Annotated in this window: 7 protein-coding genes; 4 read left to right on the plus strand and 3 right to left on the minus strand. The window is 69.6% G+C overall.

Going from position 1 to position 16,294, the window contains the following annotated elements; all coding sequences use genetic code 11:
- Positions 1-2: 2 nt before the first annotated feature.
- Positions 3-4,532 (minus strand): hypothetical protein, encoded by a 4,530-nt coding sequence (locus DFR72_RS26495; RefSeq protein ID WP_090063146.1) that lies wholly within the window; start codon positions 4,530-4,532, stop codon positions 3-5.
- Complete coding sequence (locus DFR72_RS26500; protein WP_114773767.1) at positions 4,529-6,736, minus strand: CHAT domain-containing protein; 2,208 nt, start codon at positions 6,734-6,736, stop codon at positions 4,529-4,531. The genes DFR72_RS26495 and DFR72_RS26500 overlap by 4 nt, the downstream gene beginning before the upstream one ends.
- A 312-nt stretch (positions 6,737-7,048) precedes the next feature.
- Between DFR72_RS26500 and DFR72_RS26505 the strand changes: the two genes are divergently transcribed.
- Both DFR72_RS26505 and DFR72_RS26510 read left to right on the plus strand, forming a co-directional pair.
- A complete protein-coding gene (locus tag DFR72_RS26505; RefSeq protein WP_143086589.1) occupies positions 7,049-8,245 on the plus strand; it encodes a hypothetical protein in 1,197 nt (398 codons plus the stop codon).
- Positions 8,246-8,261: 16 nt separating this feature from the next.
- Positions 8,262-9,290, plus strand: coding sequence for a hypothetical protein (locus DFR72_RS26510; protein ID WP_090063151.1), 1,029 nt, complete (start codon positions 8,262-8,264; stop codon positions 9,288-9,290).
- Positions 9,291-9,822: 532 nt separating this feature from the next.
- On the opposite strand, the gene DFR72_RS26515 is transcribed toward DFR72_RS26510, so the two are convergent.
- The gene (locus tag DFR72_RS26515) at positions 9,823-11,859 is read right to left on the minus strand and encodes a hypothetical protein (protein WP_090063152.1); all 2,037 of its coding nucleotides are present in this window, start codon (positions 11,857-11,859) and stop codon (positions 9,823-9,825) included.
- 191 nt (positions 11,860-12,050) lie between these two features.
- On the opposite strand from DFR72_RS26515, the gene DFR72_RS26520 reads away from it, so the two are divergent.
- Both DFR72_RS26520 and DFR72_RS26525 read left to right on the plus strand, forming a co-directional pair.
- Positions 12,051-12,938: a hypothetical protein gene (locus DFR72_RS26520; protein ID WP_090063154.1), complete on the plus strand. Its 888-nt coding sequence runs from the start codon at positions 12,051-12,053 to the stop codon at positions 12,936-12,938.
- Positions 12,931-16,221 (plus strand): CHAT domain-containing protein, encoded by a 3,291-nt coding sequence (locus DFR72_RS26525; protein WP_090063155.1) that lies wholly within the window; start codon positions 12,931-12,933, stop codon positions 16,219-16,221. Before DFR72_RS26520 ends, DFR72_RS26525 begins: the two co-directional genes overlap by 8 nt.
- Positions 16,222-16,294: the final 73 nt, after the last annotated feature.

The following is a 16,294-nucleotide window of genomic DNA, read 5'->3' on the forward strand; positions in this document are numbered from 1 at the left end:
GCTCAGCGCGCACCGCGCATGAACAGCATGACGTCGAGATTCGCCCACTGTCCCAGGGGAAGCGGCAGTTCCTCGTTCACGACGAGCCGCTTGATCCGTCCGAAGAGGACCAGGATGCGCCGGGCAGTCGGTGGCGCCGACCCCCGGATCGACTTGGACACCTCGGAACTCACCCGCCTGACGACCGCGTCCGGCAGTGGCGGCACCACGATGACGTACAGCGCACCGTTGCTGACCGCGGCGGTGGCGAGCCTGATGAACTCATCGCGCACATCGCCCAGAGGTGTCGCCGTGTCGGCGGGATCGGCCTGCAGCACGACGAGCGAGGTCGGTGTCATCATCATCGCGTCGAGGTCGACCAGTGTCTCGGAGGACGCTCTCCGCTTCGCGTCGAAGTCGCGCACTCTGAGCGCAACACCCGACGACGTGACCACGGTGGAGCCGATCAGGTGCACCAGCTTGTGCACGGGCGGTTCTCTCAGCGGCGGTTCCAGCGCCGGCGGTTCCAACGCACCGGGCACCGACCGTGCGAACAGCCGCTCCGGTCCGCCGTGCACCACGTCACCGCGTGCCCAGTCCGTCTCGCTGATCACCGGCCGCCTGCCCGGCTGCAGGCGCAGCCACAGCAGGTTCGTCAGTTGTGTCGACTGCGGGCGATAACCGAGCCACTGCTCCCAGCTCAGCGGCTCGAGGGAGGGATGGACGTGCAGGGCGACCGCGGTCAGCTTGCCGTCGACGGCGGATCTGGTGCTGATGCTCGCCATCGCGAGGGACACCGTCTCATAGGGGTCGGCCGGGTGGATCTCCGTCGCCCAGGAGTCCTGGTCGTCGCCCGCCGGGCGTCCCGGCGCGAGGTCGAGCTCCGCCGTGTCCCCGGAAGCCAGCGACAACCGCACCTTTCCGTCCGCGACGGGCTCGATGACGATCCTGCTCGCGCTGGCACCACCCAGCGCGCGATCGCGCGCCCTCAAGGCCAGCGCCGTGAGAACCACGACGGGACCGAGCACCGCGAGGATGACGGCGATGAAGAAGATGACGGCGACGAAGTAGAAGAGGGCCGCGGGCAGAAGACTCAGGACCAGCAGGAAGAACAGCCTGACGGGCGTGGTGTCGTGGATCGCCTGGGACAGGCTCATGGGCGGCCGCTCCACGTGCGTCGGCGTCCGTTCCTCCACCGGGGGTTCCGCCACGGCGAGACGCCTCTCCAGCACGGCGGCCCGTCCCGAGGCCTCGTCGAACCCGGACGCCTCCAGCAACTCACGCGCGTGCCGCAGCAGTGGGGCGGCGTTGTCCAGGCTGACCAGCAGCAACGATTCCCCTGCCATCAGGGCGATTCGGCCGCGAAGGGCGGTGGCACCAACAGGCCCGAGCCCCAGCAGCCGTTCGGCCGCAGTAGATGCCGAGGTGCCGAGCAGGCAGGCCGACTCCCATTCGTCGACCAGGTCGGCGTCGGGGCGGTCGAGGGCCAACGGGTCGATCTCCCGTTCGCCGAGCAGGGCGAGCACGAGTGAGGCCTCCGCGCGGATCCGCGGCGTCCCGTCCTGCACGAGCCGGTTGACCGGCGCCCACTGGGTCGTGCGGTGCCAGCGGCACAGCCTCAGCGCGGCCAGGTCGCAGGCCTCGACGATGTCCGGGTCGTCACCGCGCAGCAGGGCGGCGTCGCGCTGGCCGCGCAGCACGTCCGAGGCCTTGCCTGGCTTCTCGGCCAGCGACCACGCGTCGGCGAGCGCACCCGCCAGCGGGCGGGCCATCCGGTGGTGCAGCCAGCGCAGGGACGACTGGCCCGGTTCCAGCAACGCCTCGTGCTCGGGAATCTCGTCCAGGAGCCCGAAGCACAGGTCGTAGTCGACGATCGCGGCGGCGAGCCGGTCGGCGTCGATGTCAGCGCTGCGGCGCAGTGCCCCGGCCTTCCACCCGTCGAGAACGTCCTTCGGCACCGCCTCGCCACCGTGCAGGGCGATCAGCACGCGCATCAGCCGAGCGCGATCGACGAGACCGCGGGGTGGAAGCCAGTCCCGCCATTGCCCCTGTGACGTGTCGGCCCTTTCGGCACGCGCGACCGCGAGATCAGCGACGATCGCAGCGCCACCTAGGTCGTTGGTGCGCAACAGGTGAGCAGCGTGCAGGATCGCCGCCGTCACGCCCACCGCGTTCCGTTCGGAGCCGGTCAGCGCGACCAGTGCCGGCTCCAGGCTCGGGGCTGCCGCCGTCTCGTCGAACTGGCTCTCCAATGCACCGATCAGACCGTCGGGACTGCTGAACCAGCTGCGCTCCCACCGGGTGAACACGCGACCGGGGCCTTCCGCGAGGACGTCCTGCCCGTCGACGAGGCCGGCCTTGTTCCTCGTGGCGAGCACGCCCAGGACCGCCCGGTCTTCCAGCACCGTCCGCAGTGCGGGGTCGGGGTGTCTGCGCGCGAACTCGATCACGCTCTCCCACAACCGGGAGACGGTGGCGCGCTGGCCGGTGTGGATTCGTGCCGACGCCTGCGTCGCCAGCACGGCCGCCAGGATCGTCGGCCCCTCCCCGGTGTCGCGCTGGGCCTCCACCGCCGCGACCCGTGGCGTGATCTGCATGGCCCACGCCCACTCGGACTCGGCACAGATGCGCGCGTCGATGGCCGCCCACACCTCGGCGGCGGTGTCCGCCGGAAGCAGCCTCACCGCGGCCTCGACGGTCTCCGAGGGGATTTCCCGCAACGGTTTCGAGTCCATCGCGTGGACGGCGTCGCGGCCGAGCTGGCCTCTGTCGATCGGGTAACGCAGGGGTGATTTCGCGACGACGGCTCTCATCCGGTCCCGGACGTGGTCATCGACCTCGATCACCGCGGGCCTGCCGTCCGGGCGCGACGAGAGGATGTTGACCCACTCGTGCGCCGCAAGCCCATGGAACGCCGCCAAGGGATCGACGCCGATGCGTTTCAGGGAGGGCGTGATGAGGTCGAGGTCGAACCGCCCCAGTTCCACGGCGACCGGCAGCGCCTCTCGCACGTCGCGGTCGTTGATGCGGGCGATGATCCGCCGTTCGACGTACGGATCTCCGACGGAGTCCGCCAGGTCGGCCGCGGAGAACGTCTCGGACTCCAGCACCCAGTCGCAGTAGACCGCCAGCTCGAACGGGTTCTGGTGAATGCCGTCGGCGCCGATGGCACGGCGCAGCAGGAGACTCCAGAGGTCTTCGGGTATCAGGCGCTTGGCCGCGTTCGACCGGTGCGCGAGGTAGCCGGCCGCCTCGTCCGCGGTGAAACCGAGCATGTGCAGCACGCGGACGTGCGGGCGGTCGCGCAGGTTCGGGCCGCCGTGCGAACGCTGGTCTTCTGGCGGCAACGTCAGCCAGCGCCTGCCCGCGAGAACGACGCGGATGTGCGGCGATCGCCGGTGCACCATTTCCAGCAGTTCGAAGGTGTGGTCGATGGCCGGAGCGTCCACGCCGGGCGCGTAGAGCTTCGCCAGTTCCTCGCAGGTGTCCAGCACGAGCACGACCGGCTGGGGCAGTTCGTCGACCAGGCTGCCGAACCGTTCGACCACCTTGTGCCGCAACGACCTCACCTGGGCCGCGGCGGACTCCGGCTTGGCGATCTCGGTGTGCAGCTCGTTCGCGGCGTCGTGCAGCCTGCGGTACGACGATTCCACGGCGCGGGTGCCCGCGTATCCCAGCAGTTCATCGGAGAGCCGGAGCACCAGTTCGGCGGGTCGTTGCTCGGGGAACAACGGGTCGAGGTGGTCGAAGTCCACCCGTGCCACCGACATCGGTTCCATGCGCTGGTCCGTCGCGAACTTCCCGGACGCCAGGTACCGGATCGTCATCGTCTTGCCCACGCCCGCGTCACCGAGCAGGTGCAGCATCCAGCGCTTCGCCGCCGGCTCGCACAACTCGCGGATCGCGTCCTCGGCCTGGCGGCGCCGGAAGTAGTTGGCGAGATGGGCGACGTCGTCGCGCACCCGGTACTCCCTGCCGAGCCGCCACTCCGCGCGCTGGACCGCCTGCTCGAGCGGACCGCCCACGACATCGCTGACGTGCTGCGCCACGGCGATCACCGCGGCGGCCGCCGGGATGTCGAGCTTGCGCAACCGGCCTTCGACCGTCGCCATCAGTTCGGCGCCGCTCGGGTCCTGCCAGAAGTCCTCGACGTCGAGCCATCGCCGCAGGACCGCGTTGCTGGGCCGGGCGTCTCGCACTAGCGCGAACACCTGGCGCACCTGGTCGTCCAGGTCGCCGGAGAACTCGCGTTGCAGGTGCTCCCCGACGTCCTGGCGCTGGCGGGCCCGGACCCAGTAGACGATCTCGCTCGTCCTGCCCATGGACCGCCTGCACTCGATCAGGTCGGCGTCGTCGAGTTGCTCGACGAGTTCGCGGAAGTCCGACGGCGAGTCCACGAGGCCGAGCTCGATCGTCAACCGCTCCGTCCACTCTGGAATCAAAGTGGCCCAGCACAGGTCCTTGGGCGCGACGTCTTCCAGGTCGACGGATTTGAGGGCCTCGGCGAGCTCGGCGAGCTGTTCCCGGAGGTCGGCGGGAAGGCGGTCGCTCACGGGTGCAGCCGCAGGTAGTTGTCCCAGGCTTGCTCGTCGTCGTTCGCGACGAACGTCTCGTTCACGCGCAGAGCGTTCGCGAGATCGTACAGCTCTCGCTTCACCGCGACGGGCCTCCCGCCGAGCAGGTGGAACATGGCATCGAGCACCTCGGAACTCACATCCGCCTTGGCCGCGTACACCTGGCGGTACTCCGGCTTGTTCTTCTTCCAAGGATGCAGCAACACCCACTGGAATCCGACCACGGCTTCCTTGATGGTCAGCACGTCGAGCTCGGGGAAGGCGTAACCGGGCTTGCCGTCGTACGACTCGGAGAACGCCTTGACCCGCGCACCGTCGTGCTCGCGGGAGGAGGCGGTGAAGATCACCGGAGCCGGCCGCTTCGCGGTGCCGAGCCCGTCGCGGCCGGTGCGTCCGAGAATCTGGAGGAGCGGTTCCAGCGCACCCCACCTGTGCACCTCGTCAGCGAGGACGACGACACGGGTGTCCTTGGAGAACGGATCACCCGCGGTGCTCATGACCTCGGCGAACGCGTCCAGGTCCGCAGCGAGCCTGGACTTGGTCCTCACCGGGTCCAGAGACCCCGCAGACTCCCTGAACGCAGCCAGGTTGTCCAGCACGCGATCACCGCGGTCCTCCGGTGTCAGCGCTGCCAACGCTTCCTCGGACACCTCCCCGCACGGCTCGAACCGAGGATCCGCACTGAGGGTCCTGAGCGAGGTCAGGGACACGTCGAACTGGCGGGCCAGGTCTTCCAGGGCGAGGAGAATCTCCACGACGACGTCACGCAGGCCGGCCGGCGGCTCTGTGTCGAACGGCCCCAGCAGCACCGGCAGATGCCCGCGCAGCAGGAGCTGGAATCCAATCTCCCGCAACAGCCTCGTGCCGCCCAGTCCTTTGATGGAGGCGTCCCGCACGGCGGCGATGGTACCCAGCCTGGACGACGACGACTCGTACTCGAAGAGGTCGTCGAGCAGCCCCATGATGGCATTGCGGCCGATGAAGACCGGGGGCTCGCTCAGCCGAAGGCGTTTGGCGATGTCCACCAGCCGGCCGGCGGCCGCGGCGTCGACCGGGCGGAACGACGAGCTCAGCTCCTCCCCGACGAACAACGCCGGCATGGCCCAGTCGAGCTGCGTCGAAGAACTGCCCGACTGCTGCAGTGCCGCGCGCCGTCCCTTCGCGGCCGCCTCGACGACCGGCACGCCGCGGTACACCGCCTCGACCAACTGCTTCGTGTAGAGGCGGCAGGCAGGTTCGCTGACCGCGCCCGCGACGGCGGACACGATCGGAATGCCGCGAGCGACGAGTTCGGCGGCGAGCGGGCTCGCGTCGACGAGCTTTCCGCCGGTCAGGCCCGGTCCTCCGGACTGGCACGCGCTGAGCACTACGGCCAAGGGCGCTCCACCAGCGGTGAGCGCGGGCATCAACGAGTCCACGCCGACGGGGTCACGATCCGCGAGTTGGAGCAGCCCTTCGCCGTCGACGACTTCGCCGTGGGCGACGATGTGCACGATGTCGGGCTGGAACTGCTTGCAGTGCCACGCGAGGCTGTCGATCGTCACGCCCTGCACGGCTTTCGACGAACAGTAGCCGTCCATCTCGAACGCCTTCAGCAGTCCCATGAACATGGCGCCGGGACGGATCGTGTCCTCGTCCAGCGAGCCGCCCACGGCGAACAGCACCTTGGGCGGACGGGTGATCGACGGTGGCTCGTCCGGGCCGGCCGGCACCACCCTGCTGATGGCGACCAGCAGGTCGGGGTGCCCGGCCAGCGCGTTGCGGCCGTCGTGCATCGCTTCCCAGGACAGCTGGTGCAGCTCGGCCTCGTCGGGTGGCCAGCGCAGTGCGAGTTCGACGCCTTTGACCGCGACCACGTCCAGCGCCTGACGAACGCTCGCCCAGGTCTCGAGGCCGAGCAGGCAGTCGAAGAGCCATCTCCCGTAGTGCTGGACCTCGCCGTCCAGGCAGCTCTTGGTGGCGAGGCGGCTGAGCAGGTCTCCGAGGTCGTCGGCCGGCATCCCGCCGCGACGCGCCGGCACGCCGCGGACCACGCCGTCGCAGCTGACCTCGCGCCGGTCGAGTTCGTACTGCGCCGCGATGCCCGGCCCCGACACGGTGACCGTCCAACCTGCCTTGCGGTCCTGCTCGTCCATCTTCTCGTACCGGGGCACGAGATCTATGAACACACGTGGCAGGACCACGTGCACCTCCCTGCCTCGCAAAAGCGAGCCCTACACCGCGGGTGAACCAGAGCACCTGGTAGATCGCAATCGCCGAGCAGTCGTTAGCGAAATCGGTGATTTGCTTCGAAATGGTCCGAACGGGTGGTCCGGCGCCGGGCGGCTAACGCACCGCCACCGGGTTCACGATGGTCCGTCGTGGACCGCTGGGCGGCCCCTGACACAAGTGGCGGGCGAATGTCTTCAGATGCGAATGGCCCGAACCGGCTCCACCTGCGAGTCGAGCGAAGCAAGCGCGCTCTCGACGCGTTGTCCGAGGAGATCTCGACCTGGATGCGCGTCAGGAGAACGGAGAAGGAATTCAAGCGTCTGGTGCGCCAGCTCGGTGTGCTCGAGGTGATGCTCATCAGCATGGCCGAGCGACTGCGGATCGAGTTCGCCGCCGTCGAGTCGTTCACCGAAGACGGGGCGGGCTACGAACGATGCAGAGAGCTCGACCGGAGCGTGGCGAATCTCCGCCGGGTGTTCCACTGGTACCTGAACAAATACGAACAACGCCGTGATCCGCGATTCGCCGCCGTTCTTCGCGGTGCCGACGAGGTCGTGCGCAGCTGCTGGACGCCGTCTGACAACGCTGAGCTGGTCCGGACCGCACCGTTGTGCTTCATCGACAACTCGCCAGAGGCGTTCACCGTGCGCCGCTGCGTCGTACCGGCGGAGCTGAAGGTCAAGTCGGATCTGCTGCTGGCGGACCTGATCGCCGAACTGCCGATCCCGGTGATCCTGCTGCCGGAGACGGCCGTGCGGGAAGCGTGGTGGCTGGTGCTCGCAGCGCACGAGGCGGGTCACCAGGTGCAGGACGACTTCGACCTCGGCACGGTCGTCTCGGGGGCGCTCGCCGATGCCGCTGGACCGCACGCCGTGGCCTGGCAGCGCTGGAGTCGCGAAGCCTTTGCCGACGCCTACTCCGTTGTCATGGTCGGACACGCGGCGGCGTGGGCCATCGACGAACTGCAGCACGCCTCGCCCGAACGGATGCTCGTGGCGGACGGCGGATACCCGCCGCCGCTGCTGAGGACGGAGCTGTTGCGGGAACTGGCGCGGCAACTGGGCATCGACGTGCCCGAGCACGACGGCGGCGAGCTCGCGGAGGAGCGGAAGGCCCTGCCCTCGATCGCGGCCGCGTTGCTCGCGACGCCGGTGGGCGACAGGCCCCTGGCGGACCTCCGCTCTCCCGACGCGCTCGGCCTGACCGGCCGGCGCCGGAGCTGGTCCGGTCAGCTGACATCGAACGCGCCGATGATCACGCCTGTCAACACGCGCTTCGCTCCGCGCACGCTGATCGGGGCCGGCGTGGACAGCTATCTCGCACTGCTCTCCCGAGGTCGCCACGAGCAGGCGAGCCTGGTGCACCACAACCTGATCACGGCGCTCGCCGGCAGCGGTGGCGAAGGCGTGCTCGCGCCTGCGCCGCGGCCCGTGCTGCAGGCGCTGGCCGATCGGCTCGCGGACCGGCTGCTCGCCGGATGAACGAAAGGCCTCTGCCATGCCGCAGGACTTCTCCAACAAGGTCTTCCAGCGAATCAGGAGGTGGTTCGACGACGACACCCGCCAGGTCACGCTCGAGTTCCTCCCCGACCCGGCAGCGAGCCCGCTCGCCCCGGGAGAGGGCTACCTGCGGGTCTGGCTCGTCGAGGGCTTCCTGGCCAAGGCGAGGACCTGGGGCACCGACCACTACCCCGCCCTGTACGCGGGCGTGCAGCTCAACTTCCTCGGCGCGGGCAACAAGCCCACACCGTTCAGCCTGCTGCAGAACCGCCCGACCTGGAAGGCTCCCGGCGCGTACCTGAACTTCCCCGTCACCACCCTGCTGCCCTACAGCGGCGGCACGGTCGAGATCGACGCCGCCCTCTACCGTTCGTCGGACACCGGACCGATCGGTGTCGCGGCGAAGGTCGTGAGCGGGCTGACGTCGTTGATCGGCCTGCCACTCGGCGTCGTGAGCACCATCGCCGACAAGGTCTCCGACGGACTCGACGTCATCCTCGACGCTCAGAAAGAGGACCCGGAGCTCGGGCTGCACTGGACGATGGTGCCCGACGGTGGCGGCGGACAGTCCGTGCGACCCGGCTATCTCATCGTCGCCAACACACCGCAGGGCACGCTGCCGGAAGACCTCACCATCAAGAACGACCGGCTGCACGGCAACGGCGTTCCGCTCGAGGGCGTCGACTTCCTGGTGCTGCGCGTCGAATGCCGCGCCGCCCGGGACGAGTACTGGCTGCCAGAACTCGAGGAACTCCGCGTTCGTGCCGTGGACGCGTACCTGAACCAGCAGTTGGAGACGTTCGAGAATCTGCGCCGGACCGCGATCTACATCGCGATGACCTGCCCTGACTTCAGCCGTCACGACAGGCTCAGGGTGGCGAAGGTCGTCACGGACCGGATCGACGAGGTGAAGCTGGTCGGAGCGGTGCCGTCGGCGGAGTCCGGGTTGGACCAGCTCACAGCTGCGGACCTGCCTCACATCGACGAGGTGCGCGATCTGACGCTCGAGGACCTCCTCGCGAACTAGCGGCGTGGCCCGGAATGTTGCCGGGTGAATTCGCGGCCCCCACGTCCTCGTACTGGTTGTACAGGGGACATGGGGGGCCGCGCCGTGCGCGTAGAGGTCCGACCCGGAATACGCGAGGACCGCGCCGCGCCGAATAGAGACATTCCCCAACGCGAATCGCATCGGCGTTGGGAGCGGATCCGCGTGAACGCCAGTCATTGAGCCGTCATTTTCTGGCGCACTCACAGCGCCGAACAGCCATCACGAGATTCTATCGCCGCTCATCTGACGCGGTTTCGGTACACGACCGAATATTCCACGCGTAACGGGATCGGGGGTTCATTCATATGTTTCGAGCATGACTACACCGCTGCAGAGGAAGAGTGGGTGCGGGCAGACGATATCGTCTCCCGCACTCCGCTCAACCAGCGCGTGTCATCGTCGTGCGGACTTGTCACTTCTTGCTGTCATCTCCGTTGCCGCCACCAGACATCTTCAATCACCTCCACCCGGAGATGGCGGCCCGGATGGCGGCCCAGCGGTTCATCAGCCGTCAGGAACACGCCTTCGCGGCCGTGACGCGGTTGCGCAGCATCGCGGTTTTCGCGTAGTAGCGGGACTTTTCAACCTGCCCGTCCGTGTTCTCCTTGAGCCACAACTCGACGAGCTGAACGAGTTCGTCGGTGCGCTGCAGCACCCGTGCCCGGTCGGCGGCGAGATCGTGCTCCAGCGCGAGCAGCAGCACCGGCGCCGCCCTCAGCGCGAACAGGCAGTCGTCCAGCCTCGGACCCAGCTTCTCCGGCGCGTACCTCCGGTCGGCCAGGACGCTGCTCACCCAACCGAACGCCCGCTCGATCCAGCCCCGCGCCTCCGCCCGGGAGCCGTTCGCCAGCAGCAGCTCGGCCAGCGCGGCCGCGGTGTCCGCAGCCAGGTACCAGCTGCGGGCAAGCGGCCGGATGTCCCTGTGCAGGTTGAACAACCGAGTGCGGCCGGGGATCACCGAGTGCGTGAACAGGTGCAGCGCGGCGCGCAGGTCCGCCTCGCTGTCGCGGTTTCCGCCGAGGAAGGCCGCGTAGTTGTGCAGTTGGAAGCTCAGGCTGCTGTGGTCTGCGTCCTGACTGAAGAGGTCGACCTCGACCGCGTCGGCGAACGCGCGCCAGTAGCGGTGCAGTGCGCCGGTCAACGCGGGCCCGTCCTCGGCGGTGTCGCGCAACTGGAAGAGCTCGATGCAGGTCACCACCAGCACGTCCGCCACCGCACCGCGGTCGAGCGCGCCGGAGGCCAGGCACTCGTCGGCGGCACGGAGCAGCGCGGCCACGGTCTCGTCGCCGGCGTGGCCGTCGTGCCGCTGGACGCTCGCCCTCTGCACAGCGAGTCGCAGCCTCGTCTCCAGCACGACCGGGTCGTCGGCGGAGACCGTGCCGAGCAGGCCCTCGACGTCGTCGAGCAGCGCGGCGAACTCCGGGCCGCACACCCATCGCGACGGTGCCAGCAATCCCATCTGCCGCACGACACCCATCGCCGCGAGCACCACCGCGCGGCGGGCGAGCACCGGCAGTGCCGCGATCTCCCGCGGGGCGGGCAACCGCACCGGCTGCGCCATCTCCTCGCCCAGCGCGTCGGTGAACTCGTCCGGGTGCTCCAACTCGCCGGGACCGTGGGCCCACGCCTCGACGAGCTCGCGGACCAGTCCGGACGACGGCACCATCGCCTCGGCTACCAGCTGACCGGGTTCGCGTGCGCTCACCCAGACGTAGCCGACGCTGTCCGGCGAACCCATGTTCGCGAGCAGCCGCACCAGAAGGGCGGCCATCCGGTCACCGACGCTCGGTCCCCCGGCGGACGGTGCCGTGTCGGAGTCCGCAGGCGGCAACCCGCCCGCGGCGTTGAGCCGGCCGACCGCGATGCCGTCGATGAAGTCGAGAGCGCTCGGCCTCGTCAACGGGTCGGGCGCCAACGGCTCCACAGCACCGATCTCGCAGCGCGCCTTCGGATCTCCCGCGATCCGATCCGCCCAGGGGAACCGGGGCGGGGTGAGCGACTCGCGCTGGATCGTGCGCGCCTTGATCGCCGCGAGCACCAGCGCCGGTTGCGACCGGTAGACCTCGACGGCGGTGGCCGCCCAGGCCGCGATCCATTGCACGGTGGGAAGTTCGCCGCCTTCGGCACTGCGCAGCAACGGCAGCGCGGCGGCGATCGACTCAGTCGCCGGTGTGAGCAACACGTTCGTCGCCGTCAGCACGATCGCGGCCTTGGTGTCGGGCCCGAAGCGGTTGACCGTGGCGGCCACGATCTCGTTCGGCAGCGTCTTGCCACCGGCGGGGAGAACGGCGCGGTCCTGTTCGAACCACTCACCCTCGTGAGACTGCTCGCGCAACCGCGCGGCAGCGCCTCTGACCGGCAGCGGAGCGCCGCGGGCGATCTCGGACACCGTGATGGCGGTGAAGTCGCAGACCCAGGTCATGGGGCGGAACGGGTTGGCGTCGGACGGCACACCGAAGAGTGCGGCGACCTTCCGCGCGAACCGGGCGGGCACCAGCTCGGCCCTCTTCTCGATCAGCCCGGGCACGACAGCGGGTAGCAACGCCATCACTCACTCCTATTCCACGGCAGGGAAACACTCGCACACCCGCGAGCAGGGGTCGCGGAGGCAGCTCGTTCATCACGGTTCAGCAACCCTCGTTCACATAGAATCTTACGTTAGTGTAGGAAACACTCATGATTTTGTCGCCGCAGACATCCCATCTTTCGGCCGAAGTTGTCAGAGTCACACTCGCGGAGTTGCACAAGTCCCGGAACGACCTGCACCGCAGCCATCTCGTGAGCTGGTGCGACATGAAGCTCGCGATGCCGGGTCTGAGCACTGGACGCGCGGTGCGGTCCGCCCTCTTCGAGCTGACCGGTGAGTGCGTGTGTCGTGACTTGGTGGTGGACGTGTTGCAGGTCGTTTGCGAGTTTCTGACGGAACACGGTGAAGACCGCACCAATCTCATCGGTGCGGTCCGGTCGCACGTGCGCAAGCGGGTCGTCGACGTGTTCCGCAGCTACCGCGCCCGCCAGGGCGCACAGGTGAAGCCGAGGACGGTCCGCCAGAACAGGTTCGGCCGTGCCCTGCCCGACGAGGAGCACCGCGCCGTGCTGGGGCACCTGGTCGACGAGGCCGGCTACTCGTCGCCCTTACCAGGCCACGGTTACCTGTTACGCAGGCTGGCCGAACGTTGCGCCAAGGAGTTCGACCGGCCTGTCCCGTACTACCTGGAACGCCTGCCCGCCATCCTGCACACCGTCAAGTCGGTCTGCAGCGCCGGGCACCGGGTCAACATCGGCACCCGCACCGCCCCCGAGTACGTCTCCTGGTACGACGCGTACATCGATCGGCCCCTGGGCCGGCGCCCGGACGCGAACACCCAGCCGCTCAACGACGACAACGCCTGGGCCAGCCCGGCTCCCGAACACGCCGGCGACTCCGACGCCGTGGTCGTCGACCTGATCGTCACCGCAGTCGCCTCCGCCCCGTCCGACACGCAACCCCAGGCCCTGCGCACGGCGGTGCTCGACCTCGCCGACCGCGGCCTGGTCCCCCGCCGCCGGGCGGCGTCACTGCTCGCCGACCAGACGCGGTTCGATGGCGTGCTGGCGGAGGCTCGTGAGGTCATCACCCGTGTCTGACGACCTGTGCCACGAAGTCGCGCAGCTCACCGAGCTGCTGCACCTGCACGAGGACGACCTCGACCCGGCCGTCGCCGGAGCGACCGGCCTCGCACTGCTCGAACTGCGGCCCGGTGAAGGAGCCGTCGGGCCGGAGGACGTGGAGCGGGCCGTCGGCCTGATCTCCTTCGCCCTGCGCCACCTGCCCCACCACCCCTGCGCCCACCTGTGGCGGTACCGATCCGCCGGCGCGCTCACCCACCTCGCCGAGCACCACGAGTCGCAGGAACTGCTCGCCTCGGCGCTCTCCACCCTCGCCCTGGTCGCCGCGGACGCGACCGCACCCGCCGACGTGGCCGAGTGGGCCGCCGTCGACGCCGCCGAGCTGACCAAACTGCGGCTGGCCACGGCGGACTTCACCGCCGAGGACGCGCGCCTCCACCTGGACGCCCTCGCCGCGCACTCCTCGGTGGTGCACAACCCCTACGAGGTGCTGGAGTTCCGGCGCGAGGTGGCGCTCGCGCACCGCTGGGCCTACCCGCACACGTTCAACCTCGACGACCTGGAGCACTCCGCCGCCGACCTCACCGCCGTGCTCGCCGAACTGTCCGAAGAGGATCCGACCAGGCCGGAAGCCTTGGAAGCACTCGCACTCGTCCAGGAGGAACGTCATCGGCGCGGGGACGACCCCGAACTGCTCGACGTCGCCGTCACCGCGGCGGCCGAGCTGCGCGCCCTCGTGACCGAGCCGCCGGCCGCCGCGTACACCCGCTCGCTGGTGGCAGGTCTGCTGGCCACCCGCTACCTGGAGCGTGGCACGACGGCCGATGCCGACGAGGCTCTCGCCGAGTTCGTGGCCGTGCGGGATCAGATCGAACTCGGCACCGAGCACGCGACCCAGTACGGCGTCCTCAAGTGCATGCGCGGCGCCGATCTCGGTGATGTCGCAGCGATGTCGGACGGCGTACGCGCGCTGACCGAACTCTCCGCCACCGAGGAAGGAGGCTCGGCTTGGACGTCGAGCGTCCTGGCCGAGACGCACTTGGTGCTCGCCCGCCAGGCCGGGGCCGAGCACCTGTGGCCGGCGCTCGACTGGGCAGACGCCACCCTCGCCGAGGCCGGCGAGGAGCACGACGGCACGATCCGGCTGAGGGTGACCCGGCTGGAAGCGGCCGAGAGCGCCGGACGCGAGTTCGGCGTGCACACCGTCCTCGCACGCCATGACGTGCACGGCTGGTTGACCGACGCGGAACGGGCGGTGCTGGAAGCGCCTGCCGGCACGAACGCACGACTGCGCACCCACCTCATGATCAGGCTGGCGCTCCTGCGCACCCAGTGGATGCCGGAGTTGGCCAGACCGGACGACGACCTCGGGGCGCTGCTGAGCCGGCTGTGCGACCTGGCGGAGGTGGTCCGGCACGACCTGCCGGCGAACGAGGAGGAGGCCCTGGCCGGGCTGGCCGCGTACCTGACCTGGATGAGTCGCGCCTACCTGACCGGAGACACCCCTGAGCCGTTGAACCTCGAAGCGCTGGGGCCGTTCTTCGACTGGATCGGCGCCGGCAAACCCGCGTCCGAAGTGGACGAGGTCGAGGGTGAGGCCATCGAACTGGCACGCGCGCTCGCGCGGTGCGTCCGCTCCGGACAGGACTTCCGGGCTTTCACCGGCGACATCGTCGCGCTGGTGTGGCGCACCGACGCCCTTCCGCCGAGTGTGGAACGGGACCGCCTGCGGCAGTACGTGCAACTGCTGGCCAGGGCGCTCGGTCCACCGAGCAGCACCGAGCCGCTGATTCCCGCAGAGCTCTTGAACTCCGTCGACGGGCTCGGCGCGGTCATTCACAAGGCGGACGCTCTGCGCACCGCGATCGCCGGGGGCGACGTGGACGGGGCGCTGTCGGTCCACCAGGCGATCGACCAGGCCGCCTCCGACGCTCTGCCGGGCTCCTCGCAGGAGATGCTGGCCCGGATCGCCTCCGGTGTCTCGCGGGCCGCGATGGCGAAGATGCTGCCCGCACGGCCGGAAGCGCTCGAAGAGGCGATCTCCGCGGCGGACGGGGAGTGGGCTCGCACGGGCCGGCCGGAGAGCGCGCTCGCGCTCGGCCGCCTGCTGCGCTCGCGCAACCGGCCCGCCGATCGCGCGTGGAGCCGCGAGCTCGGCCTGACAGCCTCAGTGGACGGCGAGCAGGTCACGGCGTGGTGTCTCGCCGACGACGCACGCGGCGATCTCGTACGAGTGCTCGAAACCAGACGAGCCGCAACGTTGGACATCGCTCCGCTCGCGTTCGGGACGGACGAGGTACGTGGCGCGCTGCAGGCCACGAACGCGGACGCCCTCATCTACCTGTTGCCGCACAACAAAGCCCACGGCGGCATGGCGGTGGTGGTCGCCGCGGACGGATCGGTCGGCGTGACGCCACTGCCGAAGCTGCGCACCGAGCGGATCTCCCGGTTCCGCACCGCGTGCGAAACGCTGCGGGCGAACATCCGCACCGCGCCGCGCCGGCAGCTCTGGCAGGCCGAACTGACCGAGCTCTGCGGGTGGGCCTGGGATGCCGCCGGTGTGGCGTTCGAACCCTGGCAGGGGAAGCGCCTCGCTCTGGTGCCGGTGGGCGAACTCGGGCTCGTGCCGTGGGAGGCGGCACACCGCGAGGTGGCCGGTGTCCGCAGATTTCTCCTGCAGGACAGCGAGATCACCCTGGTCCCAGCCGCCCGCACGCTGGCCGGCGGCACAGCGGTGATCCACACCGGTGCGGTGATCGTCGGCAATCCCTGCAAGGACGACCCCGCGGCTGCGGTGCTGGCCGAGAAGCTGCGTGACGACTTCCGCCCGGACGGCGTCTTCCTCGGCGGTCACGGCGGTTCCCCGCGACCGTGGCGACCGTCGCCGGACGGCGCGGGCACCCCGGACGAGGTCCGCACCGCGATGGTGGACGGTCTCGACGTCCTGCACCTCGGCTGCCGGGCCACCTCCGACCTCGGCGATCCCGGGAAGTCCTCGATCTCACTGCACGGCGGTGAACTCCTGCCGCCACCGGCCGACGTGGAGCTGGTCACGCTCACCGACCACGTGCTGCACGGGACCGGCCACGACGACGCCCGCGCGTTGCCCGCGCGCTTTCTCGCGAACGGCGCGCGGCACGTGCTGGCGGCCCGGTGGGCGCCGTCCCACGACCTGCTGCACCGCGTCCACACCCTGATGGACGGACGCACTCCAGGCGCCGCCCTGCGAGCCGCGCAACTGGAACTGGTCGAGCGGTCCGCCATTGACGAGTGGACGGCGATCGCACATCACGGGGCCTGACGCGAGCAGGTCCTGAGTGGACGGGATCGATCCCATAAGACCGGCCGAGGCCGGTAGTCCGTCATGGAGACAA

It is taken from the genome of Lentzea flaviverrucosa (assembly GCF_003350445.1).
GTDB lineage: Bacteria > Actinomycetota > Actinomycetes > Mycobacteriales > Pseudonocardiaceae > Lentzea > Lentzea californiensis.

Excerpts from the sequence above, each read along its gene's own strand:
- DFR72_RS26515 (WP_090063152.1), bottom strand. The coding sequence starts at position 11,859 with ATGGCGTTGCTACCCGCTGTCGTGCCCGGGCTGATCGAGAAGAGGGCC.
- DFR72_RS26510 (WP_090063151.1), top strand. The coding sequence starts at position 8,262 with ATGCCGCAGGACTTCTCCAACAAGGTCTTCCAGCGAATCAGGAGGTGG.
- DFR72_RS26505 (WP_143086589.1), top strand. The coding sequence starts at position 7,049 with ATGCGCGTCAGGAGAACGGAGAAGGAATTCAAGCGTCTGGTGCGCCAG.